The sequence below is a fragment of the Streptomyces sp. NPDC020875 genome (genome assembly GCF_040641415.1).
Lineage (GTDB): Bacteria > Actinomycetota > Actinomycetes > Streptomycetales > Streptomycetaceae > Streptomyces.
In genome coordinates this window covers 125,506-143,551 of the sequence record NZ_JBFADP010000001.1, presented here as the reverse complement: position 1 = coordinate 143,551, position 18,046 = coordinate 125,506, and the positions used below count along the sequence as shown (strand labels likewise).

Genomic DNA, 18,046 nt, shown 5'->3' with positions numbered 1-18,046 from the left:
CGGTCCGCCGCCGGTCCGCCGCTCCCGGAACTCCCGCATCCGGTCCGCCCGGGCCGGTCCACCGGCCGGAAGTGCGGGTTTCCCGGCCGCCCGGGTGGGGAAGAACACCCGGGCCCGCCCAGGTCGCCGCCCCCCGCGGCAGCCGTCGTACGGGAGCTGCGGTTAGGCTCGGAGGCATGCATGCCTGGCCCGCTTCCGAGGTCCCCGCCCTGCCCGGCAAGGGCCGCGACCTCATGATTCACGACACCGCGACCGGTGAGCGCGTCACCCTCGCTCCCGGTCCCGTCGCCCGTATCTACGTCTGCGGGATCACCCCGTACGACGCGACCCACCTGGGTCACGCGGCGACCTACAACGCGTTCGATCTCGTACAGCGCGTGTGGCTCGACACGAAGCGACAGGTTCACTACGTCCAGAACGTCACCGACATCGACGACCCACTCCTGGAGCGCGCCGTCCGTGACGGAGAGGACTGGACCCATCTCGCCGAGCGGGAGACCAAGCTCTTCCGCGAGGACATGACGGCCCTGCGAATGCTCCCGCCCCGCGACTACATCGGCGCCGTCGAGGCCATACCCCGGATCGTCCCGCTGGTGGAACGCCTCCGGGACGCCGGGGCCGCCTACGAACTCGACGGCGACATCTACTTCTCGGTCGAGAGCGACCCCCACTTCGGCGAGGTCTCCGGACTCGACGCCGAGGCGATGCGACTGCTCTCCGCCGAACGCGGCGGCGACCCCGACCGCCCCGGCAAGAAGAACCCCGTCGACCCCATGCTGTGGCTGGCCGCCCGGGACGGCGAACCCCACTGGGACGGCGGCAGCCTCGGCCCCGGCCGCCCCGGCTGGCACATCGAGTGCGTCGCCATCGCCCTCGACTACCTGGGGATGGGCTTCGACATCCAGGGCGGCGGCTCCGACCTGGTCTTCCCGCACCACGAGATGGGCGCCTCCCACGCCCAGGCCCTCACCGGCGAGCACCCCTTCGCCCGCGCCTACGTCCACGCGGGCATGGTCGCGCTGGACGGCGAGAAGATGTCGAAGTCCCGGGGCAACCTGGTCTTCGTCTCGGCACTGCGCCGGGCCGGTACCGACCCGGCCGCCATCCGGCTCGCCCTCCTCGCCCACCACTACCGCGCGGACTGGGAGTGGACGGACGCCGAGCTGACGGCGGCCGAGGAGCGACTGGCCCGCTGGCGGGCCGCCGTGTCCCGCCCCGACGGGCCCGCCGCCGACGAGCTGCTGGAGCAGATCCGTACCGCCCTCGCCGACGATCTCGACACCCCGGCCGCGCTGGTCGCCGTCGACCGCTGGGCCGAACGGCAGCACGCCTCGGGCGGTACGGACGAAGGGGCGCCCGGACTCGTCTCGCGGACCGTGGACGCCCTGCTGGGCGTGGCGCTCTGACCTCGCGCCCGGACGGCCTCTGACGGCCTGTCCGGTCCATCGCGCACCCGCCGGAGAGCGCGGGAAAAAGACGCCGGATCCCCGGGGAATAGCCCCCGGGGATCCGGCGTTCTGGTGTGATCACCCCCTTCGGGCCGCGGTGACGAGCGAGATCGGCTGCGGCCCGGGGCGGCCGGTTACCGCCCACTGAAAGGATGTCCCGTGCATCGATCTTGGTCGCGCAGAGGATTACTGGCCGCCGCCGTCGGCGGAGCGGCGCTGGCCGGTCCGCTCGCGCCCGTGGCCCGGGCCGCGCCCGGCGGCGGTCCGGCCGGGAGCCCGGAATCCGGGGCGCCCTGGCCGGACCGGTTTTCGTTGCCGAACGGCTTCCGCCCCGAGGGCATCGCCATCGGGTCGCGCCCGTACGCCTACTTCGGTTCCCTGGCCGACGGCTCGGTGCTGCGGGTCGCCCTGGCCACCGGCGCCGGACAGATCCTGGTCCCGCCGCAGGGCGCCGCGCACCCGGTGGTCGGTCTCAAGGTCGACCGGGCCGGCCGACGGCTCTTCCTGGCCGGGGGACAGGCCCGGGAGATCCGGGTCGCCGACGCGCGAACGGGCCGGGAGCTACGGCGCTACGGCGACCTCGGCCTCGCGAACACCTTCGTCAACGACGTCGTCCTGACCCCCGGCGCCGCCTGGTTCACCGACTCGGCCACCCCGCACCTGTTCCGGCTGCCGCTGGGCCCCGACGGCACGCCGGGCGACCGCGTCGAGCCACTGCCGCTCACCGGGGACTGGTCGCAGGGACTGCCCTACTCCGGCAACGGGATCAGCACCACGCCCGACGGCCGGGCCCTGGTGGTGACCAACGCGTCGCTCGACGGCGGGTCCCTGGTCCGGGTGGATCCCGCGACCGGGGTGGCCCGGCGGATCGACACCGGGAGCCTGCGGCTGCCCGCCGCCGACGGTGTGCTGCTGCTCGGCCGGACCCTCTACGTGGTCCAGCAGTTCCTGAACACCGTCAATGTGCTCCGGCTCGACCGGGCGGGCACCCGGGCCCGGGAGATCGCCACCCTCACCGACCCCCGGTTCCGGGTCCCGACGACGGTGGCCGCGTTCGGGGACCGGCTCTATCTGCCGAACGCGCGGTTCGACGTGGCGCCGACCCCGGACACCGAGTACGACGCGGTGGCGGTCCGGCGGGTACGGCCCTGACGGGACGCGCCCGCCGGTGAACGGCCGAGGGGTGGTACCGCGATCCCGTCGCGGTACCACCCCCGGAAACCGCCGAACGGATCAGCGGCGGACCTCACCTCAGGCTGTGTCCTCGTCGGACCCGTCGGCCCGGTCGGACCCGTCGGATTCGGTGGAACCGCCGGATTCACCGGACTTGCCCGACGTGCCGGACCCGCCGGATGTACCGGAGCCCTTGCGCCCCGGTCCTCCCGCCTTCCGGCCGCCGGTGGAGCCCCCGCCGCCGGAGCCGCTGCCGGACTCCCCGTCGGGCGTCTCCGCCGCCGCGGGATCCGGGGACTCGCCGGGTCCTTCCGCCGGACCCGACGATTCGTCACCGCTCGGCCAACGGCCCTTCGACGACCGCCCGAGCCCCGACGCCGGATCGCGCCGGTACGGGCCCGCGGCCGGACCACCGGGCCCGCCCGCGCCCGGCTCACCCGAGTCGGAAGCGACTCCGGGACCCGTACCGGGCCCGCCCGCGCCGCCGGGACCACCGTCCCGCCGCCGCAGATAGCGCTCGAACTCCCTGGCGATGGCCTCGCCCGACGCCTCCGGCAGGTCGGCGGTGTCGCGGGCCTCCTCCAGCGTCTGGACGTACTCCGCCACCTCCGAGTCCTCGGCCGCCAGTTGGTCCACGCCCAACTGCCACGCCCGCGCGTCCTCCGGGAGTTCGCCCAGCGGGATCCGCAGCCCGATCAGATCCTCCAGCCGGTTCAGCAGCGCCAGCGTCGCCTTCGGGTTCGGCGGCTGCGACACATAGTGCGGCACCGCCGCCCAGAGACTCACCGCGGGCACCCCCGCGTGCGTGCACGCCTCCTGGAGGATGCCGACGATGCCCGTCGGGCCCTCGTACCTGGTCTCCTCCAGATCCATCGCCCGCGCCAGATCGGGATCCGAGGTGATGCCGCTGACCGGCACCGGACGGGTGTGCGGGGTGTCCCCGAGCAGCGCGCCGAGGATCACCACCATCTCCACTCCCAGTTCATGGGCGAAGCCGAGGATCTCGTTGCAGAACGAACGCCAGCGCATGGACGGTTCGATACCGCGGACCAATACCAGATCGCGCGGCTTCTCACCGCCGATCCGGACCACCGAGAGCCGGGTCGTGGGCCAGGTGATCTTGCGTACCCCGCCGTCCATGTACACCGTGGGCCGGTTGACCTGGAAGTCGTAGTAGTCCTCGGCGTCGAGCGCCGCGAACACCTCCCCCTTCCATTCCCGGTCCAGATGCCCGACCGCGGTGGAGGCGGCGTCGCCGGCGTCGTTCCAGCCCTCGAACGCGGCCACCATGACCGGGTCGATCAGCTCGGGTACCCCCTCGAGCTCGATCACCCAGTGCCTCCTTCCGAAGTTCCCTCTCGTACGCCCCAACCTTACGGCTTGCGGGCGGTGCCGCCGCAGCCCTCGTGCACGCCCGGGTGAATGGGGCACCGTTCGTTCGCCACGCCACCACACCGGGAATACATCCGAGCTGTCCGGGGGATTTACCGGCCGGCCCGGCGGGAACGGGGGCCACCTGAAGCCAGTGCTACCGGTCGACCGGCGCTACGGGGGACGGCCCACCGGCCGTCACAGGGCCTGCCGGAGCCGCTGTTCCACCCCCGCGATATGGACCGTGGCCCAGGAACGGGCGGCCTCCGCGTCCCCGTCCCGCAACGCCCCGAGGACGGCCCGGTGCTCACCGACGATCCGGTCCGCCACGCCCTCCACCGCCAGCGCCCGCCGGATCCGGGCCCGGGCCGCGGCCCCGGACAGCCCGTCGAGCAGCGAGCAGAGCACCGTATTGCCCGACCAGCGGGCGACGCCCCGGTGGAACGCCAGGTCGGCGGCGACCAGCGCCTCCACGGACGGCGAGGGGCCCAGCGCGTCCAGCTCCGCCGCCAGCGCCGCGAGTCCGGCCGGGGTGATCCGGCTCGCGGCCATCGCCGTCGCCGCGGGTTCCAGGATCCGGCGGACGGCGAGGAACTCCAGTTCGGTGTCGTCCCGGTGGACGTCGACGACGAAACGGAGCGCCTCCAGCAGTACCTGGGGGTCGAGACTGGTGACATACGTACCGTCGCCCTGGCGGACGTCGAGCACCCGGATCAGGGAGAGCGCCCGGACCGCCTCGCGCAGCGAGTTGCGCGACAGCCCGAGGGCGGCGGCCAGCTCGCTCTCCTTCGGCAGCCGGTCACCGGGGCGCAGTTCGCCCGAGACGATCATTTTCTTGATCTTCTCGATGGCCTCGTCGGTGACAGCCATGACGGCCCCCTCGCCCCGGTGCGCCGGTCCCGTGAGTCATCGGACGTCTGTCGGGCGCCCGATGGTGCCCGAGCGTACAACGTGGGCGGCTCCGTCCGGAGCCGCCCACATCGGGGTGACCGGGGCCGGGGCTCAGGAGCGCCGCCCCAGCAGGCCCTCCACCTTCGCGGTGATCTCGTCGGTGGCCAGACCGCGGATCGTCAGGGTGGTCCGGCGGCGCAGCACGTCCTCCGCCGTCTCGGCCCACTCGTGGTCGCGCGCGTAGACGACCTGCGCCCAGATCTCCGGGGCGTCGGGGTGGATCCGCTCCGCCAGCGCCGGGTCGTCGTTGGCGAGCCGGGCGATGTCGAAGGCGAGGGAGCCGTAGTGGGTGGCGAGATGCCGGGCGGTGTCCGCGGCCATCCGGGGGCCGGGCGCCGGGCCGTCGACCAGCAGCCGGTGCTCCACCGCCCGCGGGTTGGCTATGCCGGGCAGCGGCAGCTTGCGCGGCAGTCCGGACATCGGCGTCATGTCCTCGGCCAGCGGCTGTCCGGGCAGGGCGGCCAGCTTGTTCATGATGGTCCGGCCGATGTGGCGGAAGGTGGTCCACTTGCCGCCCGCGACCGAGAGCATGCCGCCCCGGCCCTCGGAGACCACGGTTTCCCGCTTGGCCTGGGAGGTGTCGCCGGGGCCGCCCGGCAGGACCCGGAGACCGGCGAAGGAGTAGGTGATCAGATCGCGGGAGAGCTGCTGGTCGCGGACGGAGAAGGCGGCCTCGTCGAGGATCTGCGCGGTGTCCTTCTCGGTGACGGAGACGTCGGCGGGGTCGCCCTCGTACATCTCGTCGGTGGTGCCGAGCAGCAGCATGTCCTCCCAGGGGAGGGCGAAGGTGATCCGGTACTTGTCGATCGGGGTGGCCAGCGCCGCCCGCCAGGGCGAGGTGCGCTTGAGCACCAGGTGGGCGCCCTTGGAGAGCCGGATCGACGGGGCCGCGTTCGGGTCCTCCATCCGGCGCAGATGGTCCACCCACGGGCCGGTGGCGTTGAGTACCAGCCGGGCGGTGACGCCGAACTCGGTGCCGTCGGTACGGTCCCTCAGCTCGGCCCCGCTGACCCGGCCCTTGGTGAACCGCAGCCCGGTGACCTCGGCGTGGTTGAGGACGGTGGCGCCCGCGGCGGCGGCCGCGCGGACGGTCATCAGCGCCATCCGGGCGTCGTTCATCTGGTCGTCGCCGTAGACGGCGACGGCCTTCAGATTCTCGGTCCGCAGCTCGGGCACGTCCCGGCGGGCCTTCGACGGGCTGATGACATGGCCGACACCGTCGCCGAAGGCGGAGAGCGCGGAGTACGCGAAGACCCCGGCGCCGAGCTTGGCGGCGCCGTGCGGGCCGCCCTTGTAGACCGGCAGATAGAAGGTGAGCGGGTTGGCGAGGTGGGGGGCGACCTCACGGGAGACCGCCCGCCGCTCGAAGTGGTTCTCCGCGACCAGCTTCACGGCCCCGGTCTGCAGATACCGCAGACCGCCGTGGAGCAGCTTGGAGGAGGCGGAGGAGGTGGCGCCGGCGAAGTCGCCGGCGTCCACCAGGGCCACCCGCAGCCCGGCCTGAGCGGCATGCCAGGCGGTGGAGATGCCCAGGATGCCGCCGCCGATCACCAGGAGATCGTAGGTCGCGAGGGCGAGCTGGTCCCGGGTCTCGGCACGGCTCGGCAGGGAGCCGGCGGCCGGGTGCGTCCCGAGGGCCGGGACACTCTGCAGGGTGGTCATTTTCGATTACTCCTCGTGCTCGATCCAGCCCATGGTCCGCTCGACGGCCTTGAGCCAGTTCTTGTATTCGCTCTGACGCCGGTCGGCGTCCATGCGAGGGGTCCATTCGGCGGCCCGGCGCCAGTTGGCGCGAAGCGCGTCGGTGTCGGGCCAGAAACCGACCGCGAGCCCGGCCGCGTAGGCCGCGCCGAGGCAGGTGGTCTCGGCGACCATCGGCCGGACGACGGGGGCGTCCAGCACGTCGGCGAGGGTCTGCATCAGCAGATTGTTGGAGGTCATACCGCCGTCGACCTTGAGGGCGGTCAGTTCGACGCCGGAGTCCTTGGTCATGGCGTCGGTGATCTCACGGGTCTGCCAGGCGGTCGCCTCCAGCACCGCGCGGGCGATGTGGGCCTTGGTGACGTACCGGGTGAGTCCGGCGATCACGCCCCGGGCGTCGGAGCGCCAGTAGGGGGCGAAGAGACCGGAGAAGGCGGGCACGACATAGGCGCCGCCGTTGTCCTCGACCGAGAGGGCGAGGGTCTCGATCTCGGCGGCCGACTTGATCAGCCCCATCTGGTCGCGCATCCACTGGACGAGCGAGCCGGTGACGGCGATCGAGCCCTCCAGGGCGTAGACCGGCTCCTGGTCGCCGATCTGGTAGCCCACCGTGGTCAGCAGTCCGTTGTACGAGTTCACCGGGGTGCCGCCGGTGTTCATCAGCATGAAGGTGCCGGTGCCGTACGTGGACTTGGCCTCGCCCTCGGAGAAGCAGGTCTGGCCGAAGAGGGCGGCCTGCTGGTCACCGAGGGCGGAGGCGACCGGGATGCCGTCGAGCACGCCGCCCTTGGCGGCGCCGTACACCTCGGAGGAGGACCGGATCTCCGGGAGGAGGGCGGCCGGGATCTCCATCGAGCTGAGGATCTTGTCGTCCCACGACATGGTGTGCAGATTCATCAGCATGGTGCGGGAGGCGTTGGTGACATCGGTGACGTGGACACCGCCGTCGGTGCCGCCGGTCAGATTCCAGATGACCCAGGAGTCCATGGTGCCGAAGAGGATCTCGCCCCGCTCGGCGCGCTCCCGCAGACCGGGGACGTTGTCGAGCAGCCAGCGGACCTTGGGTCCGGCGAAGTAGCTGGCGAGCGGCAGTCCGGTCTCCCGGCGGAAGCGGTCCTGGCCGACGTTGCGGCCCAGTTCCTTGCAGAGCGAGTCGGTACGGGTGTCCTGCCAGACGATCGCGTTGTGCACCGGCTCACCGGTGGCGCGGTCCCACAGCAGGGTGGTCTCGCGCTGGTTGGTGATGCCGATGGCCTTGACGTCGTCGCGGGTGATCCCGGCCTTGGCGAGGGCGCCCGCCACCACTTCCTGCACATTGGCCCAGATCTCGGTGGCGTTGTGCTCCACCCACCCCGGCTTGGGGAAGATCTGCTCGTGCTCCTTCTGGTCGACCGAGACGATCCGGCCGTCCTTGTCGAAGACGATGCAGCGGCTGGAGGTGGTGCCCTGGTCGATGGCGGCGATGAACGGTCCGGCGGTGTGTGCGTCGGTCACGGGGTGCTCCTGCTCGGAGGTCTCGGAGATCTCGGGGTCCCCGGCGGGCCGGGGGATCTCGGGGGTCTTCGGGGTCATGGGACTCGGCTCCCGGCTCAGGCGAAGGCCAGGTCGTAGATACCCGCCGCGAGGGCGCCACCCGCGAGCGGGCCCAGGACGGGGATCCAGGCGTAGCCCCAGTCGGAGCGGCCCTTGTTGGGCAGCGGGAGCAGGGAGTGCACGATCCGGGGGCCGAGGTCACGGGCCGGGTTGATGGCGTAGCCCGTGGGACCGCCGAGCGAGAGGCCGATACCGACCACGACGAAGGCGGTGATCAGTGCGCCGAGCGTGCTCAGACCCTTGCCCTCGGCGTTGAGGCCCTGGGTGAGCACGGCGAGGACGAGGACGACGGTGCCGAGGATCTCGGTGGCCAGGTTCTGCCAGGCGATCCGGATCTCGGGGCCGGTGGAGAAGATGCCGAGGACCGGTCCGGCCCTGTCGCCGCCGTGCGGGCCCTCGATGGGCTTCTCGGCGGGGTCGCCGGTGATCTCGGGGTCGGTGAGATGGGCCATGAACTGCCCGTAGTAGGCGACCACGACCAGGGCGGCGCCGATCATCGCGCCGAGCATCTGGCCCGCGACGTAGTAGGGCACGTTCGACCAGGTGCCGTCCTTGATGGCGATACCCAGCGTGACAGCGGGGTTCAGATGGGCGCCGGACAGGGAACTGGTCATGTACACGGCCGTCATAACGGCGAAGCCCCACCCGAAGGTGATGGCCAGCCAGCCCGCGTTGCGCGCCTTGGACTTCTTCAGCGATACGGCTGCGACCACACCGCCGCCGAGCAGGATGAGAACGGCGGTACCGATGACTTCGCCGATGAAGATATTGGAGCTGGACACCGCGACTCCTTTGTCCTGGTCCAGTGATGGCGAACCCCGGCTCCTCCGGCGGCTCGCGCCCGGCGGCGGGAGCCACCGGGCGGTATCGGTCCTTGGCGCAGTCACACTCTAACGCGATTTTCCGTCAGCTGTTCGACAATGCCGACCGATGAACGGCAGTTTTCCTCTGCGTAAACACGCCGTCAAGGGGTGCGGGCCCTGTGGTCCGGAAAAAACGGAAAGAACGGCACCGGTCCGGCCGGTCCGGTGCGTGGTGACTCTATGGAAATGTTTAGTCATCCGATGATGCGCCCGAATCGTCCCATGCGCGCGATGTCCTCGCCCGGACCGGGGACGGCCCGGCGCGGCCGACCGGAGGTGCCGCGGGTGCCGGGAGGTCGCGGTCCCGGGGCGTACGGGCCGGAAGGCCGGGGCCACGGACTCCCGCGCCGGACCGGCGGCCCGGCGGCGTACGGCTTACGGCGCGTACGCGCGTCTTATGGGTCGTACGCGCGCGGGGCGCGAAGGCGTCCGGCGGTCGCGGGCCGTACGCCCCTTCACTCGCCCGGGGCCGGGGCGGGCGGACCGGCCACCGGCCCCGCCCACCACGGCCGGTCCGGTGCCGTGCGCGGCCCCGGCGCGGTCAGAAGCGTCCGGCGCCCAGATCGCGCGAGACCGCCCTGGCGCACTCCCGGACCGCCGTGATCAGCTCCGGGCGCAGCTCGGGCGGGCCCAGCCGGTTCTCGCAGATACGTTCCACGGCGCCCGTGATGGCGACCGCGCCCACCGGCATCCGGCGCCGGTCGTGGATCGGCGCGGCCACCGCGGCCACGCCCTCCCAGGTCTCCTCGACGTCCGCCCCCCAGCCCCGGGCCCGGGTCTCGGCCAGTACGGACTCGAACTCGTCCAGGCCGGTCACCGTCAGCGGGGTGAAGGTCTTCCGGTCCGCCTCGACCGCCTCGGAGTGGGCCACCGGGTCGTACGCGGCCAGGACTTTGCCCAGGGCGGTGGAGTGCAGTGGCTGCATCGCGCCCACCTCCAGTACCTGGCGGCTGTCGTCGGGCCGGAAGACATGGTGGACGATCAGTACGCCGTGCTGGTGGAGCACCCCCAGATGGACGCTCTCTCCGCTGGAGCGGGCCAGGTCGTCGGTCCACACCAGGGCCCTGGCGCGCAGCTCGTGGACATCGAGATAGCTGTTCCCGAGGCGCAACAACTCGGCACCGAGCTGATAGCGGCCGGACGCCGGGTCCTGTTCGACGAAGCCCTCCGCCTGGAGCGTGCGCAGAATGCCGTGCGCGGTCCCCTTCGCCAGATCGAGCGACGAGGCGATGTCGGAAAGGCCGAGGCGGCGCTCGCCGCCCGCGAGCAGTCGCAGCATCGCCGCCGCGCGCTCCAGCGACTGGATGTTCTTCGCCATCGGATCGGCCCTCTCCCGCTGCTGTTCGACAATGCTGAACACTATCGGCCGATGCCGACCGCGCATGCCGTTGTGCGAGTATCTCGCGGCCGAAAGCTTCACGAGAACCCCACAAACCTGGGAGACATCCTCCGGCACGTCCCCCTGAGCCGTCCGGGTGCCGGGACGATCCCGCCCGCCCCGTCCGGCCGTACCACCACCACCTTTCCACCGCCCCCGGGAAGCGCCCCGAACGCCTCCCGGCCGCCTCTTGACCGGCCCCCGGACCGGCCCCGGACCGGCCCCGGACCGGCCCCCGGCCGGGGGCCGGAACACGTCCGGCCCGTGGGACACCCTGACCGCACCCCGCCGGGCCCGGTTACCCTGACTCCGTGCGCCTTCCCACCGGAAGCCGCAAAGCCGACAGCCGTCGCAGCCCAGGGAGCCCGTTCATGGCCTCGTCGCCCACCCCTTCCGTACCCTCCGCCGACAGCCGGACCCGGGTCGCCGCACTCCGGGAGGCCCTCGCCACCCGGGTCGTCGTCGCCGACGGAGCGATGGGCACCATGCTCCAGGCCCAGGACCCGACCCTGGAGGACTTCCAGAACCTGGAAGGCTGCAACGAGGTCCTCAACGCCACCCGGCCGGACATCGTCCGCTCGGTCCACGAGGCGTACTTCGACGCCGGGGTCGACTGCGTGGAGACCAACACCTTCGGCGCCAATCACTCCGCCCTCGGCGAGTACGAGATCGCCGACCGGATCCACGAACTCTCCGAGTCGGGCGCCCGGATCGCCCGTGAGGTCGCCGACGCCTACACCGCGCGCGGCGGCGGCCAGCGCTGGGTCCTCGGCTCCATCGGCCCCGGTACCAAGCTGCCCACCCTGGGCCACGCCCCGTACACCGCGCTCCGCGACGGCTTCCAGGCCAATGCCGAGGGGCTGATCGCCGGGGGCTCGGACGCCCTGCTGGTCGAGACCACCCAGGACCTGCTCCAGACCAAGGCCGCGATCCTCGGCGCCCGCCGGGCCATGGAGGCCACCGGTACCGAGGTGCCGCTGCTCTGCTCGATGGCCTTCGAGACCACCGGCACCATGCTGCTCGGCTCCGAGATCGGCGCCGCCCTCACGGCCCTGGAGCCGCTCGGCATCGACATGATCGGGCTGAACTGCTCCACCGGCCCGGCGGAGATGAGCGAGCATCTGCGCTATCTCGCCCGGCACTCCCGGATCCCGCTGCTCTGCATGCCGAACGCCGGGCTCCCCGTCCTCGGCAAGGACGGCGCCTACTTCCCGCTGGACGCCGAGGGCCTCGCGGACGCCCAGGAGACCTTCGTCCGCGAGTACGGCCTCTCGCTGATCGGCGGCTGCTGCGGTACGACCCCCGAACACCTGCGCCAGGTCGTCGAGCGGGTCCGCGGGGTGACGCCCCCCGAGCGCGTCCCCAGCCCCGAGCCGGGCGCCGCGTCGCTCTACCAGACCGTCCCGTTCCGGCAGGACACCGCCTATATGGCGATCGGCGAGCGGACCAACGCCAACGGCTCCAAGAAGTTCCGCGAGGCGATGCTCGCGGGCCGGTGGGACGACTGTGTCGAGATGGCCCGCGATCAGATCCGCGAGGGCGCCCACATGCTCGACCTCTGCGTCGACTACGTGGGCCGGGACGGCGTCGCCGACATGGCCGAACTGGCCGGCCGGTTCGCCACCGCCTCCACCCTCCCCGTGGTGCTGGACTCCACCGAGGTCGACGTCATCCGGGCCGGGCTGGAGAAGATCGGCGGCCGGGCCGTCATCAACTCCGTCAACTACGAGGACGGTGACGGCCCCGAGTCCCGGTTCGCCCAGGTCACCCGGCTGGCCCGGGAGCACGGCGCGGCCCTGATCGCCCTCACCATCGACGAGGAGGGCCAGGCCCGGACCGTCGAGAACAAGGTCGCCATCGCCCAGCGGCTGATCGCCGACCTCACCGGCAACTGGGGCATCCACGAGTCCGACATCCTCGTCGACACCCTCACCTTCACCATCTGCACCGGCCAGGAGGAATCCCGCCGCGACGGCATCCACACCATCGAGGCGATCCGGGAGCTCAAGCGGCGGCACCCCGATGTCCAGACCACCCTCGGGCTCTCCAATATCTCCTTCGGCCTCAACCCGGCCGCCCGGATCCTGCTGAACTCCGTCTTCCTCGACGAGTGCGTCAAGGCCGGACTCGACTCCGCCATCGTGCACGCCTCCAAGATCCTGCCGATCGCCCGCTTCGACGAGGAGCAGGTCACCACCGCCCTCGATCTGATCTACGACCGGCGCGCCGAGGGCTACGACCCGCTCCAGCGGCTGATGGAGCTGTTCGAGGGCGTCGACACCAAGTCCCTGAAGGCGGGCAAGGCCGAGGAACTGCTCGCCCTCCCGCTGGACGAGCGGCTCCAGCGCCGGATCATCGACGGCGAGAAGAACGGCCTGGAGACCGACCTCGACGAGGCGCTGGCCGAACGGCCCGCCCTCGACATCGTCAACGAGACCCTGCTGGAGGGCATGAAGGTCGTCGGCGAACTCTTCGGCTCCGGCCAGATGCAGCTCCCGTTCGTCCTCCAGTCCGCCGAGGTCATGAAGAACGCGGTGGCCTATCTGGAGCCGCACATGGAGAAGTCGGACGCCGAGGGCAAGGGCACCATCGTGCTCGCCACCGTCCGCGGCGACGTCCACGACATCGGCAAGAACCTCGTCGACATCATCCTCTCCAACAACGGCTACAACGTCGTCAACCTGGGCATCAAGCAGCCCGTCTCGGCGATCCTGGAGGCCGCCGAGGAGCACCGGGCCGATGTCATCGGGATGTCCGGACTGCTGGTCAAATCCACGGTGATCATGAAGGAGAACCTGGAGGAGATGAACCAGCGGAAGATCGCGGCGGACTACCCCGTGATCCTCGGCGGTGCCGCCCTCACCCGCGCCTATGTCGAACAGGACCTGCACGAGCTGTACGAGGGCGAGGTCCGCTACGCCCGGGACGCCTTCGAGGGCCTGCGGCTGATGGACGCCCTGATCGGCGTCAAGCGCGGCGTCCCCGGCGCCGCGCTGCCCGAACTGAGGCAGCGCCGGGTCCGGGCCGCCGCGCCCGCCGTCACCGCCGACGAGCGCCCCGAGGAGGGCGCCGTACGCTCCGACGTCTCCGTCGACAACCCCGTACCGGAGCCGCCGTTCTGGGGCACCCGGGTCATCAAGGGCATCCAGCTCAAGGAGTACGCCTCCTGGCTCGACGAGGGCGCCCTCTTCAAGGGCCAGTGGGGCCTCAAGCAGAGCCGGGCCGGCGACGGACCCGGCTACGAGGAGCTGGTGGAGAGCGAGGGCCGGCCCCGCCTCCGCGGCCTGCTGGAGCAGCTCCACACCCGTAATCTGCTCGAAGCCGCCGTCGTCTACGGCTACTTCCCCTGCGTCTCCAAGGGCGACGACCTGATCGTGCTCAACGAGGACGGCTCGGAGCGCACCCGGTTCACCTTCCCCCGGCAGCGCCGGGGCCGCAGGCTCTGTCTGGCCGACTTCTTCCGCCCCGAGGACTCGGGGGAGCGGGACGTCGTCGGCTTCCAGGTCGTCACCGTCGGCTCGAAGATCGGGGAGGCCACCGCCGAACTCTTCGCGGGTGACGCCTACCGCGACTATCTGGAGCTGCACGGACTCTCCGTCCAGCTCGCCGAGGCGCTCGCCGAGTACTGGCACGCCCGGGTCCGGGCCGAACTCGGCTTCGGCGGCGAGGACCCCGACGCCGTGGAGGACATGTTCGCCCTCAAGTACCGCGGCGCGCGGTTCTCCCTCGGCTACGGGGCCTGCCCCGACCTGGAGGACCGGGCCAAGATCGCCGAGCTGCTGCGGCCGGAGCGGATCGGCGTCCAGCTCTCCGAGGAGTTCCAGCTCCATCCCGAGCAGTCGACGGACGCCATCGTGATCCACCACCCGGAAGCCAAGTACTTCAACGCGCGGTAGTCGGATCATCACACCGACGGCGGGTGCCGGTGGACAAACCACCGGCGCCCGCGCCGTCCGGGTCGTACACTTGTCGGTCCAACGCAGGCCGGTCGCCTGCCCCAGCGGGGAAGCCGAGGGGGAGAGGCGGCCGGCCTTCTCGTCCCTCCGGAGGTACGCCGATGACCAGCGCGATCCCCACGTCCCTCACCCGTACGGCGGACGGGGCGGCCCTCGGCGCCGTACTGCTGGACATGGACGGCACCCTCGTGGACACGGAGGGTTTCTGGTGGGACGCGGAGGTACGGGTCTTCGCCGAGCTGGGACACCGGCTGGACGACGCCTGGCGCGAGGTGGTCGTCGGCGGCCCGATGACCCGCAGCGCCGGCTATCTGATCGAGGTCACCGGCGCCGACATCACCCTCCCCGAGCTGACCGGACGGCTCAACGACGCCTTCGAGAAGCGGATCAGCGAAGGCGTGCCGCTGATGCCGGGCGTACGGCGCCTGCTGGCCGAACTGGCCGCCGCCGGGCTGCCCACCGCCCTGGTCTCCGCCTCCCACCGGCGCATCATCGACCGGGTCCTGGAGTCCCTGCCGCACGAGTTCGCGCTCTCCGTCGCCGGTGACGAGGTCCCGCGCACCAAGCCGCACCCCGACCCGTATCTGCTGGCCGCCGAGGGCCTGGGCGTGGCGCCCGCCCACTGCGCCGTCGTCGAGGACACCGCGACCGGGGTGGCCTCCGCCGAGGCGGCGGGCTGCCGGGTGGTCGCCGTGCCCTCCGTGGCCCCGATCGCCCCTGCCGAAGGCCGGGTCGTCGTGGAGTCGCTGGAAGGCGTCGACCTGCGCTTTCTCCGGGCGCTGATGGCCGGATCCGGCACCTGATCCGCCGTCACCGAGAGCCGCGATCCGATAAGTTTTCCCGCGTGACATTCCTCACCCGGCGCCTACTGGACTAGCCCCGGCCCGCCGCCCCGCGGCGGGCCGTCGCCGCTCCATGTGTCCGCATTGGTGAAGACCTGTACGAATCATTCCCCGGGGCGGGAATCGCGGCCGGGATATGACCGGTCACTCAGCGATTACGGCCCCCGAACGGCCCCGTCAACCCCTCCCGGCACCGCCGACTAATGTCTTCGCGAGTCCTCGCCGCACCACCGACACGCCCCGGCGGTCGTCCAACCGTCGCGCACCCTGGGGCCGGTCCTTCCGGGTTCCCGGACGGTCCAACCGCCCCGAACGGGCGACGCGGTGGGACTCCTCGCACGAAGTACCCAGTGCCGGATGAGGAGAACGCCCAGGATGAACCGTAAGACTTTGGTGCTGCCGGCCGTGGTCGGCCTGCTCGCGCCCGCGCTCGTCGCCTGCGGCGGCTCCAAGGGCGACTCCTCGGGCGGGGGAACCATCGTCGTGGGCACCACGGACCAGATCGCGGGCGGCAAGGACAACCCGGCACCCCTCGACCCGGCGCACGCGTACGACACCGGCGCCTGGAACGTCCTCCGGCCCAGCCTCCAGACCCTGATGCGGACCCCGCAGAGCGGCGGCCTGCCCTCGCCCGAGGCCGCCCAGTCCTGCGCCTTCACCGACAACTCCAGCCAGAGCTTCCGCTGCAAGCTCCGCGACGGGCTGAAGTTCGCCGACGGCTCCGCGGTCACCGCCGAGGACGTCAAGTTCTCCATCGAGCGGGTCCTGGGCATCGACTCCGACGACGGCGTCGCCGCACTCCTCTCCACCGTGGACACCATCGAGACCAAGGGCGACAAGGAGGTCGTCTTCCACCTCTCGACCCCGGACGCCACCTTCCCGTACAAGCTCTCCACGCCCGCCGCGAGCATCGTCAGCAAGAAGAACTACCGGGCGGACAAGCTCCGCAGCGGCTTCCAGGTCGACGGCTCCGGCCCGTACACCATGAAGGCCGAGACCGAGAACGACCGGATCAGCAAGGTCACCTTCACCCGCAACGACTCCTACCGCGGCGGCATCAAGGTCTCCAACCAGAAGGTTGAGATGCGCGTCTACCCCGACGCCGCCGCCATGGGCCAGGCGCTGGAGAAGGGCGAGATCGACGTCATGACCCGGGAGATGTCCCCGGAGCAGATCAGGAACTTCACCGAGAATCCGCCCAAGGACACCGAACTCGTCGAGATGCCGGGCGTCTCCATCCGCTACCTCGCCTTCAACACCGACGCCCCCCAGGTGAAGGACAAGGCGGTACGGCAGGCGATGGCGGCCGTCATCGACCGAGGCCAGATCGCCGGACAGGTCTACGGCGCCACCGCCGAGCCCCTGTACTCGCTGATCCCCGCCACCATCGGCGGGCACAAGAACTCCTTCTACAACGAGTACGGCGAGCCCAGCGTCAAGAAGGCCCGCAAGATCCTCGCCGACGCCGACATCAGCACCCCGGTCGAGATCGACCTGCACTACACCACCGACCGCTACGGTGCCGGAACCGCCAAGGAGTTCGAGGTGCTGCGGAAGCAGCTCAACGACTCCAAGCTCTTCTCGGCGTCCATCAAGGGCACCGAGTGGGCCTCGTTCCGCGCCGCCCAGAAGCGCGGCGACTACCCCGTCTACGGCATGGGATGGTTCCCCGACTTCCCGGACCCCGACAACTACATCGCGCCCTTCCTCGACAAGGACAACTTCCTCAACTCGCCCTATGTGAGCCAGAAGGTGCGCGACCTCATCCCGCAGTCCCGCCGCCACGCCGACCGCACCGCCGCCGGAGCCGCGTTCAGCACCATGCAGGACATCGTCGCCGACGACGTCCCCGTACTGCCGCTCTGGCAGGGCAAGCAGTACGTCGCCTCCCGCAAGGGCGTCGGCGGTGTCGAGCGCCTGCTCAACGCCACCTCCGACCTCCAGATCTGGGAACTGAAGGCCGCCGCGAAGTAACCGGCACCGGCGCGACGCGCAGACGGCAGAGCGGCGGCGGGCCCACCGGCCCGCCGCCGCTCCGTCGTACCACCGTCCCGTCACGCCACGACGGGCGTTCCCCCGCCCGTCCGGGCCGGACTACTGCGCCCCCGGGCGCACCAGGCCGCTCTCGTACGCGTACACCGCCGCCTGGACCCGGTCCCGCAGCCCCAGCTTCGTCAGCACATGGCCCACATGGGTCTTCACCGTCGTCTCACTGACGAACAGATCCGCCGCGATCTCCGCGTTCGACAAACCCCGCGCCACCAGCTTCAACACCTCGACCTCGCGGTCCGTCAGCGTATGCAGCGTGTCCGGCACCGGCTCGTCACCCGACGGCAGATGCCCCGCGTACTTGTCCAGCAGCCGCCGGGTGATACTCGGCGCCAGCATCGCCTCACCCGCCGCGACCACCCGGATCGCCTGCACCAGCTCATTCGCCGGGGCGTCCTTCAGCAGAAAACCGCTCGCCCCCGCCCGCAGCGCCTCCACCACGTACTCGTCGAGATCGAACGTCGTCAGCACCAGCACCTTCGCCGGGCCGTCCCGCCCCGGGCCGGTGATCTGCCGGGTCGCCTCCACCCCGTCCATCCGGGGCATCCGGATGTCCATCAACACCACATCGGGCTGCAGCGCCCGCACCTGGTCGAGCGCCTGAAGACCGTCCCCGGCCTCACCGACGACCGCGATGTCCTGCTCCGCCTCCAGGATCATCCGAAAGCCGGTACGCAGCAGCGGCTGATCGTCGACCAGCAGAACGCGGATTGCCACAGGA

12 protein-coding genes are annotated in these 18,046 nt (G+C 71.4%); 5 read left to right on the top strand and 7 right to left on the bottom strand.

Going from position 1 to position 18,046, the window contains the following annotated elements; genetic code table 11:
• Positions 1-176: 176 nt before the first annotated feature.
• Both mshC and AB0G74_RS00665 read left to right on the top strand, forming a co-directional pair.
• Positions 177-1,406: a cysteine--1-D-myo-inosityl 2-amino-2-deoxy-alpha-D-glucopyranoside ligase gene (gene mshC / locus AB0G74_RS00670; protein WP_361138657.1), complete on the top strand. Its 1,230-nt coding sequence runs from the start codon at positions 177-179 to the stop codon at positions 1,404-1,406.
• Between the two features lie 201 nt (positions 1,407-1,607).
• Positions 1,608-2,600: a superoxide dismutase gene (locus AB0G74_RS00665; protein ID WP_361138654.1), complete on the top strand. Its 993-nt coding sequence runs from the start codon at positions 1,608-1,610 to the stop codon at positions 2,598-2,600.
• A gap of 99 nt (positions 2,601-2,699) precedes the next feature.
• Here the strand turns inward: AB0G74_RS00665 and AB0G74_RS00660 are convergent, their stop codons facing one another.
• The 6 genes from AB0G74_RS00660 to AB0G74_RS00635 all read right to left on the bottom strand — a co-directional run bounded on the left by AB0G74_RS00660 (position 2,700) and on the right by AB0G74_RS00635 (position 10,418).
• The gene (locus AB0G74_RS00660; protein WP_361138651.1) at positions 2,700-3,953 is read right to left on the bottom strand and encodes a PAC2 family protein; all 1,254 of its coding nucleotides are present in this window, start codon (positions 3,951-3,953) and stop codon (positions 2,700-2,702) included.
• 237 nt (positions 3,954-4,190) lie between these two features.
• Positions 4,191-4,862 (bottom strand): FCD domain-containing protein, encoded by a 672-nt coding sequence (locus AB0G74_RS00655; RefSeq protein ID WP_361138649.1) that lies wholly within the window; start codon positions 4,860-4,862, stop codon positions 4,191-4,193.
• A gap of 132 nt (positions 4,863-4,994) precedes the next feature.
• Positions 4,995-6,605 (bottom strand): glycerol-3-phosphate dehydrogenase/oxidase, encoded by a 1,611-nt coding sequence (locus tag AB0G74_RS00650; RefSeq protein WP_361138646.1) that lies wholly within the window; start codon positions 6,603-6,605, stop codon positions 4,995-4,997.
• 6 nt (positions 6,606-6,611) lie between these two features.
• A complete protein-coding gene (gene glpK / locus AB0G74_RS00645; protein ID WP_361138961.1) occupies positions 6,612-8,138 on the bottom strand; it encodes a glycerol kinase GlpK in 1,527 nt (508 codons plus the stop codon).
• 95 nt (positions 8,139-8,233) lie between these two features.
• On the bottom strand, positions 8,234-9,019 hold the full coding sequence (locus AB0G74_RS00640; RefSeq protein WP_361138644.1) for an MIP/aquaporin family protein: 786 nt from the start codon (positions 9,017-9,019) through the stop codon (positions 8,234-8,236).
• Positions 9,020-9,641: 622 nt separating this feature from the next.
• A complete protein-coding gene (locus AB0G74_RS00635) occupies positions 9,642-10,418 on the bottom strand; it encodes an IclR family transcriptional regulator (protein WP_361138958.1) in 777 nt (258 codons plus the stop codon).
• Positions 10,419-10,849: 431 nt separating this feature from the next.
• Here AB0G74_RS00635 and metH point away from each other — a divergent pair, with 431 nt between their 5' ends.
• From metH to AB0G74_RS00620, 3 genes are all read left to right on the top strand, one after another.
• Positions 10,850-14,374 (top strand): methionine synthase, encoded by a 3,525-nt coding sequence (gene metH / locus AB0G74_RS00630; RefSeq protein ID WP_361138641.1) that lies wholly within the window; start codon positions 10,850-10,852, stop codon positions 14,372-14,374.
• Between the two features lie 161 nt (positions 14,375-14,535).
• Positions 14,536-15,237: an HAD family phosphatase gene (locus tag AB0G74_RS00625; protein WP_361138638.1), complete on the top strand. Its 702-nt coding sequence runs from the start codon at positions 14,536-14,538 to the stop codon at positions 15,235-15,237.
• Positions 15,238-15,651: 414 nt separating this feature from the next.
• Positions 15,652-17,250, top strand: coding sequence for an ABC transporter substrate-binding protein (locus tag AB0G74_RS00620; protein ID WP_361138635.1), 1,599 nt, complete (start codon positions 15,652-15,654; stop codon positions 17,248-17,250).
• A 120-nt stretch (positions 17,251-17,370) separates the two neighbouring features.
• Here AB0G74_RS00620 and AB0G74_RS00615 read toward each other — a convergent pair whose 3' ends face one another.
• Positions 17,371-18,042: a response regulator transcription factor gene (locus AB0G74_RS00615; protein WP_030356234.1), complete on the bottom strand. Its 672-nt coding sequence runs from the start codon at positions 18,040-18,042 to the stop codon at positions 17,371-17,373.
• Positions 18,043-18,046: the final 4 nt, after the last annotated feature.